The 16,463-nt window shown below is 70.2% G+C and carries 14 protein-coding genes; 6 read left to right on the top strand and 8 right to left on the bottom strand.

The genetic code is table 11. The features are described 5' to 3' along the window. The first annotated feature begins 23 nt into the window (after positions 1-23). Positions 24-3,761, top strand: a complete 3,738-nt coding sequence (pglX, locus tag ACP7TJ_RS20010; protein ID WP_427764309.1) for a BREX-2 system adenine-specific DNA-methyltransferase PglX — start codon at positions 24-26, stop codon at positions 3,759-3,761. A 73-nt stretch (positions 3,762-3,834) separates the two neighbouring features. Here pglX and ACP7TJ_RS20005 read toward each other — a convergent pair whose 3' ends face one another. Beyond that, the gene (locus ACP7TJ_RS20005; protein ID WP_427764307.1) at positions 3,835-4,041 is read right to left on the bottom strand and encodes a DUF397 domain-containing protein; all 207 of its coding nucleotides are present in this window, start codon (positions 4,039-4,041) and stop codon (positions 3,835-3,837) included. Then, positions 4,038-4,889, bottom strand: coding sequence for a helix-turn-helix domain-containing protein (locus ACP7TJ_RS20000; RefSeq protein WP_427764304.1), 852 nt, complete (start codon positions 4,887-4,889; stop codon positions 4,038-4,040). Before ACP7TJ_RS20000 ends, ACP7TJ_RS20005 begins: the two co-directional genes overlap by 4 nt. Before the next feature lie 384 nt (positions 4,890-5,273). On the opposite strand from ACP7TJ_RS20000, the gene ACP7TJ_RS19995 reads away from it, so the two are divergent. The 3 genes from ACP7TJ_RS19995 to ACP7TJ_RS19985 all read left to right on the top strand — a co-directional run bounded on the left by ACP7TJ_RS19995 (position 5,274) and on the right by ACP7TJ_RS19985 (position 7,923). Beyond that, positions 5,274-6,041, top strand: a complete 768-nt coding sequence (locus ACP7TJ_RS19995) for a hypothetical protein (RefSeq protein ID WP_427764301.1) — start codon at positions 5,274-5,276, stop codon at positions 6,039-6,041. Positions 6,042-6,304: 263 nt separating this feature from the next. After that, positions 6,305-7,288 (top strand): hypothetical protein, encoded by a 984-nt coding sequence (locus ACP7TJ_RS19990; RefSeq protein ID WP_387619638.1) that lies wholly within the window; start codon positions 6,305-6,307, stop codon positions 7,286-7,288. Further along, a complete protein-coding gene (locus ACP7TJ_RS19985; protein WP_387619635.1) occupies positions 7,285-7,923 on the top strand; it encodes an NYN domain-containing protein in 639 nt (212 codons plus the stop codon). Before ACP7TJ_RS19990 ends, ACP7TJ_RS19985 begins: the two co-directional genes overlap by 4 nt. Before the next feature lie 235 nt (positions 7,924-8,158). Here ACP7TJ_RS19985 and ACP7TJ_RS19980 read toward each other — a convergent pair whose 3' ends face one another. The 4 genes from ACP7TJ_RS19980 to ACP7TJ_RS19965 are packed head-to-tail and all read right to left on the bottom strand — an operon-like array spanning position 8,159 to position 14,264. Then, complete coding sequence (locus ACP7TJ_RS19980; RefSeq protein WP_427764297.1) at positions 8,159-9,775, bottom strand: type VII secretion system-associated protein; 1,617 nt, start codon at positions 9,773-9,775, stop codon at positions 8,159-8,161. Continuing rightward, positions 9,772-10,704, bottom strand: a complete 933-nt coding sequence (locus ACP7TJ_RS19975; protein ID WP_387619629.1) for a hypothetical protein — start codon at positions 10,702-10,704, stop codon at positions 9,772-9,774. Before ACP7TJ_RS19975 ends, ACP7TJ_RS19980 begins: the two co-directional genes overlap by 4 nt. Further along, a complete protein-coding gene (locus ACP7TJ_RS19970) occupies positions 10,698-11,138 on the bottom strand; it encodes a hypothetical protein (protein WP_427764294.1) in 441 nt (146 codons plus the stop codon). Before ACP7TJ_RS19970 ends, ACP7TJ_RS19975 begins: the two co-directional genes overlap by 7 nt. 3 nt (positions 11,139-11,141) lie before the next feature. Continuing rightward, complete coding sequence (locus tag ACP7TJ_RS19965) at positions 11,142-14,264, bottom strand: CHAT domain-containing protein (RefSeq protein ID WP_427764291.1); 3,123 nt, start codon at positions 14,262-14,264, stop codon at positions 11,142-11,144. Positions 14,265-14,539: 275 nt separating this feature from the next. Here ACP7TJ_RS19965 and ACP7TJ_RS19960 point away from each other — a divergent pair, with 275 nt between their 5' ends. Both ACP7TJ_RS19960 and ACP7TJ_RS19955 read left to right on the top strand, forming a co-directional pair. After that, positions 14,540-15,316: a hypothetical protein gene (locus ACP7TJ_RS19960; protein WP_427764288.1), complete on the top strand. Its 777-nt coding sequence runs from the start codon at positions 14,540-14,542 to the stop codon at positions 15,314-15,316. A gap of 109 nt (positions 15,317-15,425) precedes the next feature. Beyond that, positions 15,426-15,896, top strand: a complete 471-nt coding sequence (locus ACP7TJ_RS19955; protein ID WP_427764285.1) for an ATP-binding protein — start codon at positions 15,426-15,428, stop codon at positions 15,894-15,896. On the opposite strand, the gene ACP7TJ_RS19950 is transcribed toward ACP7TJ_RS19955, so the two are convergent. Together ACP7TJ_RS19950 and ACP7TJ_RS19945 are read right to left on the bottom strand one after the other, a co-directional pair. Then, entirely contained in the window at positions 15,890-16,147 is a 258-nt protein-coding gene (locus ACP7TJ_RS19950) for a Txe/YoeB family addiction module toxin (protein ID WP_030861082.1), read from the bottom strand. The two genes, ACP7TJ_RS19955 and ACP7TJ_RS19950, sit on opposite strands and share 7 nt — an antisense overlap. Further along, positions 16,144-16,422, bottom strand: coding sequence for a type II toxin-antitoxin system Phd/YefM family antitoxin (locus tag ACP7TJ_RS19945; RefSeq protein WP_387619614.1), 279 nt, complete (start codon positions 16,420-16,422; stop codon positions 16,144-16,146). The genes ACP7TJ_RS19950 and ACP7TJ_RS19945 overlap by 4 nt, the downstream gene beginning before the upstream one ends. Positions 16,423-16,463: the final 41 nt, after the last annotated feature.

Raw genomic sequence — 16,463 nt, 5'->3', positions numbered from 1 at the left:
TAGCGGGATGGTGAGGTACGGCTGTGACGGTGACGGCTGAGGGGACGCAGGGAGCGGGGGCCCCGCTGGACGGCGCACGGCTGCTGAAGGACCTCCAGGCGCAGGCGCGGCTCCTGGAAGACGACCTGCGGGAGCGGACCGAGGCCGAGCCGGAGTTCCGGGACGCGCTGCGGGCGGAGTACGACAAGGCCGTCGCGGCGGAGCGTACGGCCGCCATGTACGAGACGTGGCGGGACGAGCGGGTCGTGCAGATCGCGGCCGCATGGGTGCTGGCGTGTGTCTTCGTGCGGTTCAGCGAGGACAACGGGCTCATCCCGGACGCGTGGCTGTCCGGCCCCGGCGACCGGCTCGCGGAGGCGCAGGACCGGCACGACGACTTCTTCCGGCGGAACCCCTCGCTGAACGACCGTGACTGGCTGCTGGCGTCCTTCGAGGCGCTGGGGAAGTCCCACCGGACGGTGGCGGGGCTGTTCGATCCGGCGCACAACCCGTTGTTCGAGGTCCTTCCGTCGTACGAGGCGGCCACGGCGCTGCTCGCGTTCTGGCGGCGGCGCGGGGCGGACGGCGAGGTCGTGCACAACTTCACCGACCCCGAGCTGAACACCCGTTTCCTCGGCGATCTGTACCAGGACCTGTCGGAGCATGCGCGCAAGACGTACGCGTTGCTCCAGACGCCGGTGTTCGTGGAGGAGTTCATCCTCGACCTGACGCTGGAACCGGCGGTGGAGGAGTTCGGCCTGACGCCGGCGTGGAAGCACCGGCCCTCCGGGTGGGACGGGGAGACCTTCCCCGACGGCCCCGGTGGGGAGGAGGTCGTGCGAGGGCTGCGGTGTATCGACCCCGCCTGCGGGTCCGGGCACTTCCTGCTGGGGATGTTCGAGCGGCTGTTGGCGAAGTGGCGGGAGGCCGAGCCGGGGACCGAGGCGTGGGTGCTGGTGCGGCGGGCGTTGGAGTCGGTCCACGGGGCCGACAAGAACCCGTTCGCGGTGGCGATCGCTCGGTTCCGGTTGTTGGTGGCGGCGTTGAAGGCGTGCGGGGTGCGGGAGTTGAGTGCGGCGCCTGAACTGCCTATTCGGGTGGCTGTGGCGGACTCGTTGTTGCATGGGCGGGGCGCGGAGACGGTCACCGAGGCGCTGGACACGTTGTTCGCGGAGAACGAGCAGTTCTATTACCGGACGGAGGATGTGGAGGGGTTCGCCCGGGTGGTGGATCTACTCGGGCGGGGCTCGTATCACGTGGTGGTGGGGAACCCGCCGTACATCACCGTGAAGGACGCGAACGAGAACAAGAACTACAAGGCCGCGTATGACGCTTGCTATCGACAGTATGCGTTGTCGGTGCCGTTTGCTCAGCGAATCTTTGAATTGGCGGTTCGAGCGGGGGGTGAACGCCGGGATGGGGGGTTCACTGGGCAGATCACCGCTAACTCGTTCATGAAGCGGGAGTTCGGGAAGAAGCTGATTGAGCAATTCTTCCCGAGGGTCGATCTGACGCACGTGATTGATACGTCTGGGGCCTACATTCCTGGGCACGGAACGCCGACCGTGATTCTATTGGGACGCAATCAGCTCTCCCGGCAGGGCGAGTCCGTGCGAGCCGTACTAGGGGTACGAGGGGAGCCAGGCCAGCCGGATAATCCTGAGAAGGGGCTCGTATGGAGCGCCATCGTGGATCAAGTTGGAAAACCCGGAAGCGAGTCGGAATGGGTGTCCACCGCAAATGCGCCGCGCGAACGCTTCCGCGAGGCCCCGTGGTCCCTTCAAGGCGGCAACGCGCACGATCTGATGGGCAGGCTCGGATCCGGCAGCAGCGAAACCGTCGCAAATCACGTGAAGCTGATCGGGCGGACTACGCATACGGGCGCCGACAGTGCATACTTCGCTACCCCTAAAAGTTGGGCTACACATGGTGTTCCGGATTTGCACACCGTTCCGCTCGTGGAAGGTACCGTCGTACGCGATTGGGATCTGACACCCGAGACAGAAGCTCTTTTCCCCTACGCGGGTGACCTCAAAGCCGATCTCAGCAACCAGAACGTGCGGCAGATCCTCTGGCCTCTTCGTGCTGGCCTCCGTGAACGTAGAGAACCAAATGGGACCCACGAGGAGATTGGACTCACCTGGTACGAGTGGAGCCGGTGGCACCCCGAGCGCTACTCCATTCCGCTGGGGATCGCCATGGCGTTCGTTGCCACGCATAACCACTTCGTACTGGACCGGGGCGGAAAGGTGTTCAAGCAGTCCGCACCCGTGATCAAGCTGCCCGAGGGCGCTAGTGAGGAGCGGCATCTGGAGTTGTTGGGGGTGTTGAACTCCTCCGTTGCGTGTTTCTGGCTCAAGCAGGTGAGCCAGGGCAAGGGTGGCAGCGGCCTCGGCCGCGGTCTGCAGGACGAGGAGTGGGAGGAGCGCTACGAGTTCACCGGCACCAAGCTGCAAGAGTTTCCGCTCCCTCAGCAGCTTGCCCTCGCCCTTGGTCGAGAGCTGGACGCGCTCGCTCAGCAGCTGGCTCAGCATGAACCCTCTGCCCTGGCGCGCGACGCCGTGCCTGCTCGGAAAGCGCTCACCGAAGCCCGCCGAGCGCAGGAGCGCATCCGGGCGCGGATGATCGTCTTGCAGGAGGAGCTGGACTGGACCGTCTACGGGTCCTACGGCCTGCTCACCGCTGACGAGGTCGCGCGGACCACCATCGCTAAGGACCCCGCCGACATGACCGAGGCCGACGTTCCCGAGCTGGCCCTCGGACAGCGCGCGTTCGAGATCGTGCTGGCCCGGAGTGGAGCGGAGACCGCCTGGTTCGAGCGGCACGGTTCCACCCCCGTCACCGAGATCCCCGCCGACTGGCCCGAGGCATACCAGAAGGTCGTGCAGGCTCGGATCGACCTCATCGAGGCCAACAAGGACATCCGGCTGATCGAGCGGCCCGAGTACAAGCGCCGTTGGTCCGTCGATCCCTGGGAGAAGCGCGAGGCCGCTGCCCTGCGGAGTTGGCTGCTTGATGCTGCTGAGCGGGAGGAGTTGTGGTTCGAGGAGCGGGACGGGTTCACCGTGCCTCGGCCGCTCACCGTCAACCAGCTTGCCGATGAGTTGCGGCACGACCAGGACGTGCAGGACGTTGCCGCGCTCTACGCCGCCGATCACCTCGGCAAGCGGGACGCCTCCCTCGCCACCGTGCTCGCCGCCGTCATCGAGGCCGAGCACGTGCCGTACCTCGCCGCCCTCCGTTACAAGGATTCCGGGCTGCGCAAGCGGGCGCAGTGGGAGCAGGTCTGGGAGCAGCAGCGGGAGGAGGACCGGACCGGGAAGCGGCTTGACATCAAGGTGCCGCCGAAGTACACGAGCGCGGACTTCCTCAAAAACTCCTACTGGTCCAACCGTGGCAAGCTCGACGTGCCCAAGGAGCGGTTCATCTCCTACCCCGGCGCCTCCCCCGAGGCCGACGGTTCCCTGCTGCTCGGCTGGGCCGGCTGGAACCACCGTGACCAGGCCGACGCCCTCGTCGGACTGATCCGCAGCCGCGTCGAGACCGGCGGCTGGACCAAGGACGACCCCCGTTTCGTACCGCTGCTCGCCGGTCTGCGCGAGGTGCTGCCCTGGGTGCACCAGTGGTACGGCGAGTACGACGAGGAGTGGGAGGGCAACCCCGCTGAGGAGTTCCGGGCCGCCCTCGACACCGGCCGTGCCGAGCGCGAGCTGTCCGAGGCGGATCTCGTCAACTGGCGTCCCGAGAAGAGGGCAGGCGGGCGGCGCAAGAAGAGCGAGTAAGCAGAACAGTGCCCTTCGGGCATGAGTGAGGGGCGGTGGGGAGCTCGAGGCTTCCCACCGCCCCTCGTTCGTCTCAGACGCGTGCGGCCATCCGCACGAACGCCATCCACTGGGCAGTGGGGACACCGAGAGACGCCATGTCCGGTCGCTTGGAGTCCCGGATCATCACGGCCGTACCCGCATCGGCGATCTCAACGCAGTCACCGCCGCTTCCAGAGCTGTAGCTGCTCTTGAACCAGCTCAGCGTGTCAGCGGCAGGCTCGGGGCTGCTTGCCTTCATTGCTCTCCCAACAGCTTCTCGATGAAGGCCAGCGACTCCCGAGGAGTGAGCGCCTGCGCTCGGAGAACGCCGTACGTTGCTTCCAACGGGCTGACCTTCTTGGGCGCGGTGTACAGGATGCTCGCCTCCTGCACCTCCATGTAGCCCATCCTGCTCTGGTCTTTGAGGTGGATCAATGTGAAAGCCCCGCCCAGGCCCGCATGTTCGTCGCGGTCTGTCGGCATGACCTGCATCTCGACGTTGCGCTCATGCCCGTAGAGCAGCAGTTGTTCCAGTTGCCCGCGCAGTACCTGGCGGCCACCGACGGGGCGGCGCAGGGCTTGCTCCTCGATCACGAAGCTCAGGAGAGGCGCAGGCCGCCGAGCGAGGAGCTTCTGCCTTTCCAACCTGGCAGCCACACGCTGCTCGATGACCTCCGCGTCCAACAGTGGCCGCCACATGGTGAAGACGGCACGCGCGTACTCCTCCGTCTGCAAGAGCCCCTTGACCACGTGGTTGTCGTACGCGTGCAGCTCGACCGCCTCGGCCTCCATCTCCGCGTACCGCCGGAAGAACCCCGGATACCGAGCCTTCGCCACCTCCCCCTTCATCGCCACCAACACCCCCCGCCCGCCCACCTCCCGATCCACCGCGTCCACCAGCTCCGGCCGGGGAATCCGCCGCCCCTGCTCCACCGCAGCGATCTGCGCCTCGCCGTACCCGACCCGCTCGCCCAACTGCGCCTGGGTCAGCCCCGCGGCCTCCCGCAGCAGCTTCATCTGGCGGCCGAAGCAGCGCAGGAACTCCCCGTTGGAGTCGGCACCCGCGCCGCCCTCCACGCCCGCACCCGAGTCCGCTCCCGACTCCATCGCACCCGCCCCCTCAGCACATCCGTCTACCACTCACCCGTGCTCGCACCGTAGGACGCCCCTGCGTCAACCGCCTCGAGACCAGAACAAGTTGCGCCGGAAGAGTGAACGAGCAGGTCATCTCGCTCTCGTCGTCGGCGGCGAGCCAGGACCCGTGGCCGAACGGACGCAAATGACGCGGCGCGCAGCGACACAGGCTGACTACGCCACCCCTGACCCGGGCACTCGGCAATGGGGGCGGAGGTGAATTCTCGGGACAATCCTTCTCCCTCCGCATCACCCGAAGTACTGTGCGCAACAGAGATGTTCGGACCCGTCGGGAGGTTGACGAAAGTGTCCGCTCGGTGCACTGGATGGATACACGGACTCCGAGGACAGACCGTCATGTTCACCGGGAAAACCCGGGTGGACGGCGAATGGGTTGTCCGTAAGGACTGCTTCTCTCGTGCGCAGACATTAGGAGCTGTCTGCCAGAACAGTTTCTCCAGGAAAGTGACCCTCGTCGTCCATGGAGAGTTAACAGCCAACGTCAAGGACGCAGAGCGGGAACTGAGCAGGAAGCTTTTGACAGTCATCGAATCGCGACGAGCAGGTCGGCACATACACGTGGTCGACAATGCCGGCTACTCGGACCTCCTGTTCGGAGCTCCGGCCCGGTGCCGAGACCTCAAGATGCAGGGCGAGCACGTGACCGTCATGCCTGAGATCGGGGAAGGGTTCCTCGGCGGGCCGTTCGACAGGCTTCGTCTGCGCACTCGGGGCATCAACCGGCTGGAGGCCGGTGTGCTGGGGCGGGGCACTCCGCGACACGACAAGCTGCTGTCACGCCTCGTCGACCGGGTCACCAGCCGACGAGCGCTCGACGTTCGGGCTCCGGCGCGACGGGGACCGCAGTTCGACCTCGGCTGGGTCAGCGAACGAACCGCGTACGGCGCGTGGGCCGCGGTTGCCGAGCATTCAGGCGACGAAGAGGCGAAGCGCCTCGCCGAGGCAGTCGACTACGTCGGCAGGTCGGCCCGGTCTGCCGCCCGGCACGGCCAGGCCCAACGGGTAGTGGTAATCGAGGACGCCGTGGACCTGGGCTCTGGGCTACGAGAGAGGGCCCGCGCGTCCGGCCTTCTGATCGGGAAGGTCAAGGACGTCCCTCTGTGAGACGGCGACCGGGCAGCATGTGACGACGCGATCCGGAGAACCCGGCGACGTGGGCGGGCGACGGGCCGCGTCGACCGGGCGATCGTCCTTGAGCGAAAGCCCTTTTCACTCAATGCGTTCATCCGCACACACGGCGTGCGGTAGCGTCGGCTCGACATCACGTCTTCCGCGTGCCACGCCGGGCACGGAACGAAGGCGACCCCCGCGGCGGCTGCAACCGTCCGCGAGGGCCTGAACCACCAGTGGAAGTTAGGGCTCCCACCGTGATTTACCGGCACCATATCGCGCCCCCGCGCGCCTTCTCCCAGTTCTCCCACGACCTCATTCGACACCCCCGGCTCTCCTCCGACGCCGTGCGGCTGCTGACCTGGCAGCTCTCCCTCCCCGACGGGGCGCGCGAGTCGTTGTCGCGCACCGCCGAGCGCGCCCACATCGGGGCGTGCGCCTTCACGCGGGCCAAGCGGCAGCTCAAGGAGGAGGGCTTCGTGCACGAGCGGCGGCTCCAGGTGCCCGGCGGGCACTGGGTGACCCAACAGCTCGTCTCCAACGTGCCGTTGAGCGCCGCCGAGGCCGCCAAGATCCTCGCCCGGATGCCCGTCCACACCCCCTCCGCCGACGCGTCACCGCAGGTCGCTCCGAGTCCTCGCATTCCGGCCGTCGGCGTCCCGACCCCTCCGCCCACCGACGGTCATCCAAGGAAAGACCCCGGGGAAAACACCTCCCACCATCCCGCCGAGCCGGAGCGGAAGCCGAAGCCGGAGCCGGACCCGGGACCCGCGCCGGAGACACCCAAGCCCTCCGAAGCCGCCCGCGCCCTCGTCGCCGCCCTCCCCCACCTCTCCCCCGACCTGCGCCGCATCCCCCGGGGCATGCACGACGAACTGGCCCGCCTCGTCTCCCGCTGGCTCGCGGCCGGTCACACCCCCACCGCCGTCCGCACGCACATCCTGCGCGGCCTCCCCGACGACGGCACCCCCGTCCACCGCCCCGGCGGCCTCCTGCGCTACCTGCTCCGCGACGTGCCACCCGCGCCGGACCCCGACGTCACCCCGGTCGGCGAACAGCCCGTCCACGCCCGCCCGTCCAGCCGCCTCGCCACCCTCCGCGAGTGCGAGGGCGACCACGTGCAAGCGACCCTCTTCCGTCCGACCGGCGACGAAGCCCTCTGCCGACGCTGCCTCAACTCCCGAGCCACCGAGGCCAGTCGATACACATCACACACGCCACCGCGTACCGTAATCGCATGACTACCAACGTCTACATCGACGGCTTCAACCTCTACTACGGCCGGCTCAAGAACAGCCCCGACCTGAAGTGGCTCGACCCGGTGTCACTGTGCGAGAAGCTGCTGCCGGCCGGTCGGAGGATCAAGCGCGTGCGGTACTTCACGGCGAGAATCACGCCACGACCCGATGATCCGGGAGGTCCACGCAGGCAGGACGCCTATCTGCGGGCTCTCGGCGCGCTGCCCCAGGTGTCCCTGCACTACGGCCGCTTCCAGCAGACCACGCCTCGCATGAGGCTCGCCGCGCCCCCGCCCGGCGGCCCCGCCACGGTGCAGGTGGTCAAGACGGAGGAGAAGGGCACCGACGTCCACATCGCCTCGCAGATGCTGCTGGACGCCTTCCGCAAGGACTGCGAGCTGGTCGTGCTGGTCAGCAACGACAGCGACCTGTGCGAGCCCCTGCGCATCGTGAAGGAGGAGCTGGGGGTGCCCATCGGCATCCTCAACCCCTTCGACAGGCCGAGCCGCTGGCTGAAGCAGCTGCGCCCGCTGTTCATCAAGCCGATCCGGGACGGCGCGGTCCGCGCCTCGCAGTTGCGGGACCCGTTCCCGCTGGGCGGCGGTGCGGAGGTGCACCGGCCCAAGGAATGGGCCTGACGGAGGCTGGAACGGACCCCGACGGAGATGAGGAGGTCACCGCAAAAGCAGAGGCCCGCCTGAGTTCTTGGCGGGCCTCGCGCCTGCTCGCCGCAACGAGCAGGGGGTTCTGTACGAACGTATCAGATGCCCCGACCCCTTACCAAGAGATAGAGACCCATCACCCAGCGTCACAAAGCAGCAGAAGCGACGTGCTCCTGTGCGCGCCGACAGTCCGCCCCGGACCGGTCCTGCGTCAGCAGCGCAGTGCCTCGGTCAGCAGGAGGAACTGTGCGCTGTCACCGGGGTTGAGCAGGATGCTCACTTCGGCGGGCGTGATCTCCGGCAGAGTCTTTCCCTGCACGCGCTCCCAACGGGCGGGTGGCAGGCGCCGTGCGTGGAGGGCCGCGGTGACGACCGGCAGGCACGGCATCCCGTTCGGGGCGGACATCAGGAGCGGTCTGCCCTGTTCGTCGCAGGGGACCTCCAAGACGGTGTGACGCAGCAGCGCGAGGAACCGGTCGACGGATTCCCGGCCCTTTTCCTCGGCGAAGAGGCGCAGCAGCGCGTGCACCGGGTCGGTCGGCTTCGCACCGCTGTCCGGCACGTATCCGGGATTCGGTTCGAACGGCCCGCAACGCCCGTTCTCGTCGATCGGCCACCCGCCGACCACCAGCTCCATGGGCACGTCCTGGTCTCCGGACGGTCCCCGCGGTGCGAAGCCCTGCTCCGGCAGCACGTACCACTGTCCCTGCCGGATGGCGTCCGGCAGGGGCGGACCGCTCCCGTCGGGCACGGCCGCGGGTTCCTGCCGGTGCGGGGTCCCGGCGGTCGCCCCGGTCAGTCCGGCCCACATCGCGTGCTCGTCGCAGCGGGTTTCCTCCCCGCCGAATTCCAAGAGCAGCAGAACGGCCTCCGGCACGCGAGCCCCTACGGCCAGGCGCAGCCAGCGCAGGCCCTCCTCGGTGTCGCCGCCCTCACCGTGCAGCCGTGCCAGGAGATACGCGGCCTGCGCCGACGACGAGGGTCCGGAAGGCCCGAGCACCCGCATCGCGACGTAGCCGTCCCCGGCCGACAGCGGGCCGTCCCCCTGCCCCGAGCCGTTGCCGGGCCTCTCCTTCCCGTCGAGTTTCTCGGCGGCGCGGGTGAGCCATCGCCGGGCCTGCTCGCGGTCACCGGTCGAGGCCAGCAGCCGCCCCAGCTCCAGTTCGCTGTCGGTGTCGCCCGAGCGTGCCGCCATGGTGAGCCAGTGCCGTGCGGCCGCCAGGTCCTGTGCGGGTGTGTCCTCCGCCAGGTAGGAGCCCAGCAGCGCGGCGGCCGGCAGTTCGCCGTTCTCGGCCGGCGTGCGCAGCCAGTCGTGTGCCTCGTCATGGCGGCCGGCGCCGTGCAGGAAGGCGGCGAGATTCAGGACGGAGGTGAGGTCCCCGGTCTCCGCGGCTTTCACCTGGAGGCGTTCGGCGCCCCGGGAGTCCCCGCGCCGCAGGAGGAGGGCGGCCACGTTGGCGGCCGCGAGAGGGCTGCCCAGATCGGCGCCCCTGCGCAGAACGGCCTCGGCCTCGTCCACCCGGTTCGACATGAGCAGTGCGACACCCAGGTTGGTGACGGTCTCGGCGGAGGGTGATGCCTCGCCGGCCAGGCGCAGGGCTTCGCCCAGTACCCTCACGGCTTCCTCGGAGCGCCCCTGCCGCAGCAGCTTCTCGCCCACCGAGCTCAGGATGCGCGGGTCCTGGGACTGAGCCAGCCCGAGCAGCAGGGTGTCCGCCTGGGCGCGGTCGCCCATCCCGTGCAGCATGTCGACCTGGACCAGGGCGAACTCCTCCGGCGTACGGGCTCCTTGTCGGTTCCTCCGGGAAGGTGACGTCTCCTCGGTCATCGGGGGCACTCCGGTGCGTCGGGCGGCGGGGTGAAGACGGGAACCGGAGCGTCCGATCCTCGCCACAGGTAGGCGGTGAGGAGCTTGCCCGACTCGCGCTCGTGCGCCGGGTCCGTGGGCAGGGGCCACCGCAGTGCCGTGTACAGGGCGGTGCGGTGCACGTCGTACGACGCCTCCAGGAGGTCCGCGAGCGCCGCGCACGGGCCGCGCAGGGCCCCCCGGTACACCGCCGCCGCGGCCACCGCGGCGACGGGCGCCGCCCAACCGGCCCAGGGTGTCCAGACGACGAATCCGGCCGACCAGATCAGCGCGGAGACCGCGGAGTCCAGCGCGGCACGGGTCCGAGCGATCTGCTCGCGGGCCTCGACGGGCAGTACCAGCCACAGGTGGGGCCAGCATTTCACCGCGTCCAGGCCGTACTTCTGGTAGGGCCGCAGTTCCGCCGCGCGCAGGGTGTTGCCGACCCAGGTGGGCAGTTGCCGTTCGGGGGCGCCGGGGATGCGCCGCAGGGCGGCGTCGGTCCGCACGAAGGCGTCGTACACGTCCGGGGCGACGGGCTCCGTCGCGTCGTCGCGGGCGGCGCGCAGTCGCTCCCAGCGTTGCCGCAGCCGGTTCCGGCGGGCCTGCTGGCGTGTGGTCGCGTGGCGCCGCAGTCGGCCGGGCCAGCCGTATCCTTCCAGGAAGGCCAGGACGGCGGGGGTCAGCCGACGGACGGCGACCCCGGACAGCACGAAAGCGAGCAGTGCCGCGGCCGCGACGAGGGCCCGGGTGTCCGGTGCCAGTGCGCGCAGGCGGTCGACGGGGGAACGGCCGGTGCCCCAGGTCACGGCGGCGAAGCCGCCTGTCCAGAAGACCAGTGACTGGGTGCCGACCACCAGCCATTCCTTGGCCAGGTTGCCGGCCACGGCGTCCAGGAAGCGGTTCAGCACGACGGAGGGTCCTCCCGTACGAGGGAGTGGCCGTGGGTCGGGCAGCGGGGCGGGGGTTCGTCGAGGAAGGCCCGGTACCAGGCGAAGTCACGTTCGGGGCAGGAGTAGCGGGTGGCCGGAACCGCCTCGCCGGAGCCGGGCAGCGGCTGGAAGTCCCCCCGCTCGGTGTACCGGGGCGGGTTCCCGGTCTCCAGGAAGCGGGCCGCCCAGGTGTGGAGTTCCGGTTCGCTCTGCAGCACCGCCAGGATCCGCTCGACGGTGCCGGCGTCACCGGGGCGGGCCAGGGCCTGGGCCAGACGTGTGTCCAGTTCCCGTCTGCGCTCGGCCGCGAGCGGGCCGAGGAGCCGGGGCAGCTCCGCACGGACGGCCCGCGCGCATTCGAGGACCCTCTCGTCGGTCTCGACGGATTCGCCGGTCTCGTCGGTGGACGTCATCTCTCACACTCCCGCGTAGCCGAACGCCGCCCAGTGGACGGGATGCCGATAAGGGCGGGTGGTCTCCCAGAAGCGCCGCGCCGCCGGTGAGGCGGGCGGTGTGCCGCCCAGTTCGCCGTTGGTGACGTCGCGGAGCCACAGCTGGGCCTCACGCAGCGCCTCGGCGGGATGCGGGTGGGAGCCGGAGCGCCACAACTGGTAGAAGCGCCCGATCAGCAGGCTGCTGCTCTCGTCGGGCGCCCGCCACATGCCGCTCACCACGCCGCCCACACCCGTGCGCAGCAGGGCCTGCACCAACGAGCCCGTCGGGCGGGCGCCCAGGAAGAAGATTCCTCCTTGGCCGAGGGAGCACGCGGAGAGCACCAGCAGGCGGGTGTCCGACAGGGGCTGCGCCAGCAGCTCGGCCATCTCGAGCGTCTCGCCGTCGGCCAGGACCAGCTCACTGACGAGGGGGCGGAGCGGGTCGGTGCGGCCGTGGGTGGCCAGATGGACGACGTCGGCTCCCGGGAGGGCTGCGAGAACCGCGTCGCGGCGTGCGTCGGCGCCCGTCAGCAGCGTGAAGCGGGCGAAGTGGAGTACCGCTCCTTCGGCCTCGCGGCGGGCACCAGGCAGCGGCGGTTCTCGCATGGGCTCGGGATCGGCGACCGCGAGGATGCTGCCCGGTTCGACGGGGTGCGGATCGCCCGCCCTCGGGCGTCTTGCGCCGCTCGCGACGGTGACCAGCACCGCGTCCAGGACGTGGCGTCGTCCTTCCGGCAGCGTCGGGTCCGGCCACCATGCGGCGTGCAGGGGCAGCGAACCGAGATGCCTGCCGTGCGGAACCACACAGAGCCAGGAGGCGGGCCATTTCTCCAGCACGGGTTTCAGCAGGTGCTCGCCCGCCCAGCCGGCGAGGACGTCCACGGTCTGCCGGTACCAGGCGGGGTCCGGGGTGTGGCCCTGGGCCAGTCCCGAGAGGCCGGCCTGGCCGACCACCTCCTCGGCGGAGACGGGAAGCCACAGGGCCTCGGTCCGGCCCGACGCGTCCATGCCCAGGGCGAGGACGCGCGTCCCGCCCGGGGCGCACAGGTGGACGACGACACATCCCTCGGGAGGCGGCCGTAGATCCGGCCCTTCGCCCGGCCCCGGGGCGCGTCCGGAACCGACTGCTTCCAGACTGCGCAGCGCCGTTCCCAGGTCGTCGGCGTGGACCGCGCCGGCGGCCGCCTGGACCGCGATGACCTCGGCGTCACGGACGCGTGCGAGACGGTCCTCCAGGCTGCCGCCGGTGTCCTCCAGAGCTGCCAGGGCCCGCTGAAGAGCGATCTGCGCCGCCGTCGACGCCTCCTCCCACTCGTCCATGCCGGCCGCGCTGCGGGACCAGTCGGCGGCGGCCTCCGCGGACCCCGCGGGGTCGTCCGGAGCGGCCCACTCGCGGATCAGCCGCAGCCCTTCCGCCGAGCGCCTGTCCCGGACGAGAAGCAGAGAGCCCAGCTGCCGGGTGCTGTCCCGGTGGTGGCTTCCCCCTGCCGGCAGCATGGCGCGCGCCCCGCGGGCCAGTTCGATCGCCTCCTCCAGATCGAGCGGGCTGCCGCTGCCGTCGTACCGCACACGCCAGCAGTCGGCGAGCTTCGCCAGCACCAACGCCCGTCGAGTGCTGTCCTCCGGCTGCGCCGCGGCCGCCCGTTCGAGGACGTCCATCGCACGCCCGAGCGCCAGTGAGCGGGGCCGGTACCGCACCTCCCTCAGCAATGCGGACGCCAGGACCAGCGCGTGGTCCGCGGCCATGACGGAACCCAGGCCGTCTCCGGTCCCCAGCCGGTCCAGCAGGGTGAGCGCACGTGCGACCAGTTCCTTCTCGAAGAGGCCCTGGGCGCTGTCCAGGAGTGCCTGGGCGACGGCCATCACCTCCGTCGGGCCGGCCCGGGGATCCGGCTCGTCGAAGTCATCGGGGTGGACCAGGTCCAGGACGGGCCCGTCGCCCGGGGACGCGAGACGGCATGTCATCAGGTGTGCCGCGGCATCGCGGTGGTCGGGCGAGTCCGGTGGGGAAAGCTCGGTGATGCGCCGGAAGCAGACGGCGGCCTGCCGCAGATCGGCCAGGGAGCCGGTCTCCTCGGCGTACCGGTGCTGCAGCAGGATCCCGACCGTATGGAGAGCGGGCACCAGACGAGGGTTGTCCTCGGTGAGCATCGCGAGCTCCGCCTCGGCGTGCGCCAGAGCCGCCCGTGCCGCGCGCCGGTCCGTTCTGCCTCCCTCTTCCCACCACCGCAGCAGCAGCGACGTCACGAGTCCCGGGAAACGGGAGTCGCCGTCGGAGGCCACCTTCTGGCGGACGCTCTCGTGCAGGAGCGGCAGCATGCGCTCGACCTGCGCGTCGGGGAGATCCTCGTTCTTGCTCAGGCACATCAGCGCGGTCAGTGCCCAGTCGAAGGAGTACGGGAGGTGATCGTCCGTTCCCGGCGCGCAGTGTGCGAGGGCGTCCGCCGCCAGATCCAGGGCCTTCCTGGCGTATCCCCCGCGGGGGTGATCGGCCAGGGCCAGGAAGTGCGCGGCCGCGGTCTTCAGGAAACGCGGGGCGTCCTCCCGGTCCTGCTCCACGGCGATCCGCGCCGCCTCCTCGGCCGTCTCCGCCAGGGCAAGGCGGTCCCCCTCGTCCTCGCGCCTGCGCAGCCGCTCCTCGTAGGTGAGGAGGAGAGCGACCGTGACGTCGAAACCCAGGGTGCCGCTCCGGGTGGCACAGCTTTCCCTCCATTCCCGCAGCAGGTCGAGGGCTTCGGCGAGTTCGCCGAGATCGTGCCTCGGCAGCAGGTGCTGCCAGAGGCGGAAGACCGACGCCGGGTTCGCCGTCGTCCTGTCCTCGTCGCACAGAAGGAACGCATCGTTCAGGTGGCGCATCGCCTGATGCACCGCGTGCACGGCGCCGGTGTGCGCCCCTCGCGCGTACCAGACCCCGGCCAGGTTTCCCAGAGCGGCAGCCCGGTGACGGTCACGCTCGCTCTCCGGAAGATCCGCCGGGACGGAGCGAAGGGCGAACGTGAAGGCCTTCTGCGCGGCATCGGCCTGCTCAGGACTTCCCTCGCGCTCGTACGCCCTCAGGGCCCGCAGACCGCGATCGAAGTGCTGCGCGTAATCGGTGCCGGTCATGCTCCCCCGTCCGGTTCCCACGAGTCGTCGGCGGGTCCGACCGGTGGTGGCACACCCGGCCGGCGCCGGACACCGGGTCATACCCGGCACGACGCTACCGGCGGCGCGCGGTTTCACGAGGCCGAATCCCGGACAACGTCCCTCCCCCCCTCTCGAATTCGTCACTCCGCAGAAGAAGCCGTAACGGCCAGTGGCGGTCCACGGGGTACGGTCACCGCACTCGTGTGACCGGCGACGCCCCGGCGCTGTCAGCGGTGACTGGGAGGATGCGCGCCATGGGATCGAGAGACGACAGCGACGAGGCGTACGTGATCGGTCTGTGCGACCGCGTCCTCGGCGAACAGGCCCTGACGCAGCACCGGTTCGACTGGCTGCTGGGGGACCCGGGGGCAGGGGGCCGTCAGGTCAGGCTGCCGGTGGACGCGTACTGGCCCGGCCACCGGCTGGTGGTCGAGTACCGGGAGCTCCAGCACGACCAGCCGGTGCCCCACTTCGACAAGCCGGACCGGCTCACGGTGAGCGGTGTGCACCGGGGCGAGCAGCGGGCCCTGTACGACGCCCGCCGCGACACCGAGATCCCCGCCCACGGGCTGCGGCTGGTCGTCGTCCGGCCGGCCGACCTGGACGCGGACGGGCGCGGGCGGCTCCGGCGCAGCGAGGAGGCCGACCTGGCGACGCTGCGGAAGATGCTGGCCCGGGAGAGCGACGAGGACCGGGTCACCGACGCCTTCCGCGCCTGGCTGCTCGGCGAGAGGTGGACGCCGGTCGAGCCCACGGACCGCTGGACCGACCTCGAAGCGGTGCGCGGCGAGGAGCGGCTGATCTGCGAGGCCAAGGGGCGCACCAAGGAGAAGGGCATCGACGCGGACATCGCCTACGGGCAGCTGCTGCGCCGCATGAGTAGCCAGGACGCCCGCATACGGTACGCACTCGTCGTGCCGTCCTCGTCCGTCAAGGCCGCCGAACGGGTTCCGGCGCACGTCCGCGAGCTGCTGCGGATCGACGTGTACGAGGTGACGGACGACAACGCGGTGCGCCTGCTGCCCGCGTGAGCGGCCGCACCCCGACAAGCCCGACAGCGTCGCCCGCCGCCCCGACAGACCACCGCCGTGGGGGCGTCGTACCTGGTCAACAGGGGTGTGGGCGCGGGATCTTCGGGGCATGACCACTTCCCCCCGCCAGGAGCGGCGGTCCGCGCTGCCGCTCCCGCTCGCCGACCAGACGGTGCTCTCCTTCCGCTTCACCCCGTCCCCGCGCGGCGCCCGGCTGGCCCGCCGGCTCGCCTCCTGCCAGATGGACGCCTGGGGCTGGCGCTACGGCACACCGGCGCACGACGCCGTCGAGCTGATCGCGGCCGAGCTGGCCGCCAACGCCGCGACCCACGGCCGGGTCCCCGGCCGGGACGCCGAGCTGCGGATCAGCAGGGAGGAGGACGGGCACGTCCGCGTCGAGGTCAGCGACGCGCGGGGCGAGCGGCTGCCCGAGGCACGGGACGCCGGGAGTGAGGAGGACGGCGGGCGGGGGCTTCTCCTCGTCGCCGCCCTGGCCAAGGAGTGGGGAACGGCTCCGCGCCCCGGCGCCCCCGGAAAGACGGTGTGGGCCGTGGTGCCCGCCGCGCCGGTCCGTCAGTAGTGGTACCGGGCTTTGATGATCACGACTTCCTTCTCGGTGGCCCTGTAGACGAGGCGGTGTTCGTCGTCGATCCGCCGCGACCAGTACCCCGACAGGTCGCCCTTCAGCGGTTCCGGTTTGCCGATACCGGTGAAGGGGTCGCGCTGGATCTCGCCGATCAGACGGATGAGCTTGCGGAACAGCTTCTTGTCGGCGGCCTGCCAGTACAGCAGGTCCTCCCACCCGGTGGGACGGAACCGCACATCCCTCACTCGCCGTCCTCCGCCAGGGCTTCCAGGTCCGCCATGCTCCTGGTGATCACCGGGGTCTCGGCGGCCTTGTCCGCGGCGACGGCCGCCATGAGGTGGGCCGCGTTGGCCGGCGAACGCAGCAGGTAAACGGTCTCCTGCCAGGAACGGAAGTCGTCAGCCGACATCAGTACGGCGTCGCCGCCCCTGGAGGTGATCTCCACGGGCTCATGGTCGTCGTTGACCTGCTGGATCAGCGGGAAAAGCCTGGCCCGAGCCTCGCTGGCAGTGATGGACATGCTCCTCCTCCACAGAACCGGTACGGGGAGACCGTACCAGT

This window comes from Streptomyces sp. DSM 41931 (assembly GCF_050271085.1).
GTDB classification, from domain to species: Bacteria; Actinomycetota; Actinomycetes; order Streptomycetales; family Streptomycetaceae; genus Streptomyces; species Streptomyces albogriseolus.
The sequence above is the reverse complement of the archived record's forward strand: the minus strand, read 5'-3'. Positions and strand labels throughout refer to the sequence as shown.

Coding starts and splice junctions, on each gene's coding strand:
- ACP7TJ_RS20005 (WP_427764307.1), bottom strand. CDS start 4,041: ATGAAGGCAAGCAGCCCCGAGCCTGCCGCTGACACGCTGAGCTGGTTC.
- ACP7TJ_RS20000 (WP_427764304.1), bottom strand. CDS start 4,889: ATGGAGTCGGGAGCGGACTCGGGTGCGGGCGTGGAGGGCGGCGCGGGT.
- ACP7TJ_RS19995 (WP_427764301.1), top strand. CDS start 5,274: ATGTTCACCGGGAAAACCCGGGTGGACGGCGAATGGGTTGTCCGTAAG.
- ACP7TJ_RS19985 (WP_387619635.1), top strand. CDS start 7,285: ATGACTACCAACGTCTACATCGACGGCTTCAACCTCTACTACGGCCGG.
- ACP7TJ_RS19980 (WP_427764297.1), bottom strand. CDS start 9,775: ATGACCGAGGAGACGTCACCTTCCCGGAGGAACCGACAAGGAGCCCGT.
- ACP7TJ_RS19970 (WP_427764294.1), bottom strand. CDS start 11,138: ATGACGTCCACCGACGAGACCGGCGAATCCGTCGAGACCGACGAGAGG.
- ACP7TJ_RS19965 (WP_427764291.1), bottom strand. CDS start 14,264: ATGACCGGCACCGATTACGCGCAGCACTTCGATCGCGGTCTGCGGGCC.
- ACP7TJ_RS19960 (WP_427764288.1), top strand. CDS start 14,540: ATGGGATCGAGAGACGACAGCGACGAGGCGTACGTGATCGGTCTGTGC.
- ACP7TJ_RS19955 (WP_427764285.1), top strand. CDS start 15,426: ATGACCACTTCCCCCCGCCAGGAGCGGCGGTCCGCGCTGCCGCTCCCG.
- ACP7TJ_RS19945 (WP_387619614.1), bottom strand. CDS start 16,422: ATGTCCATCACTGCCAGCGAGGCTCGGGCCAGGCTTTTCCCGCTGATC.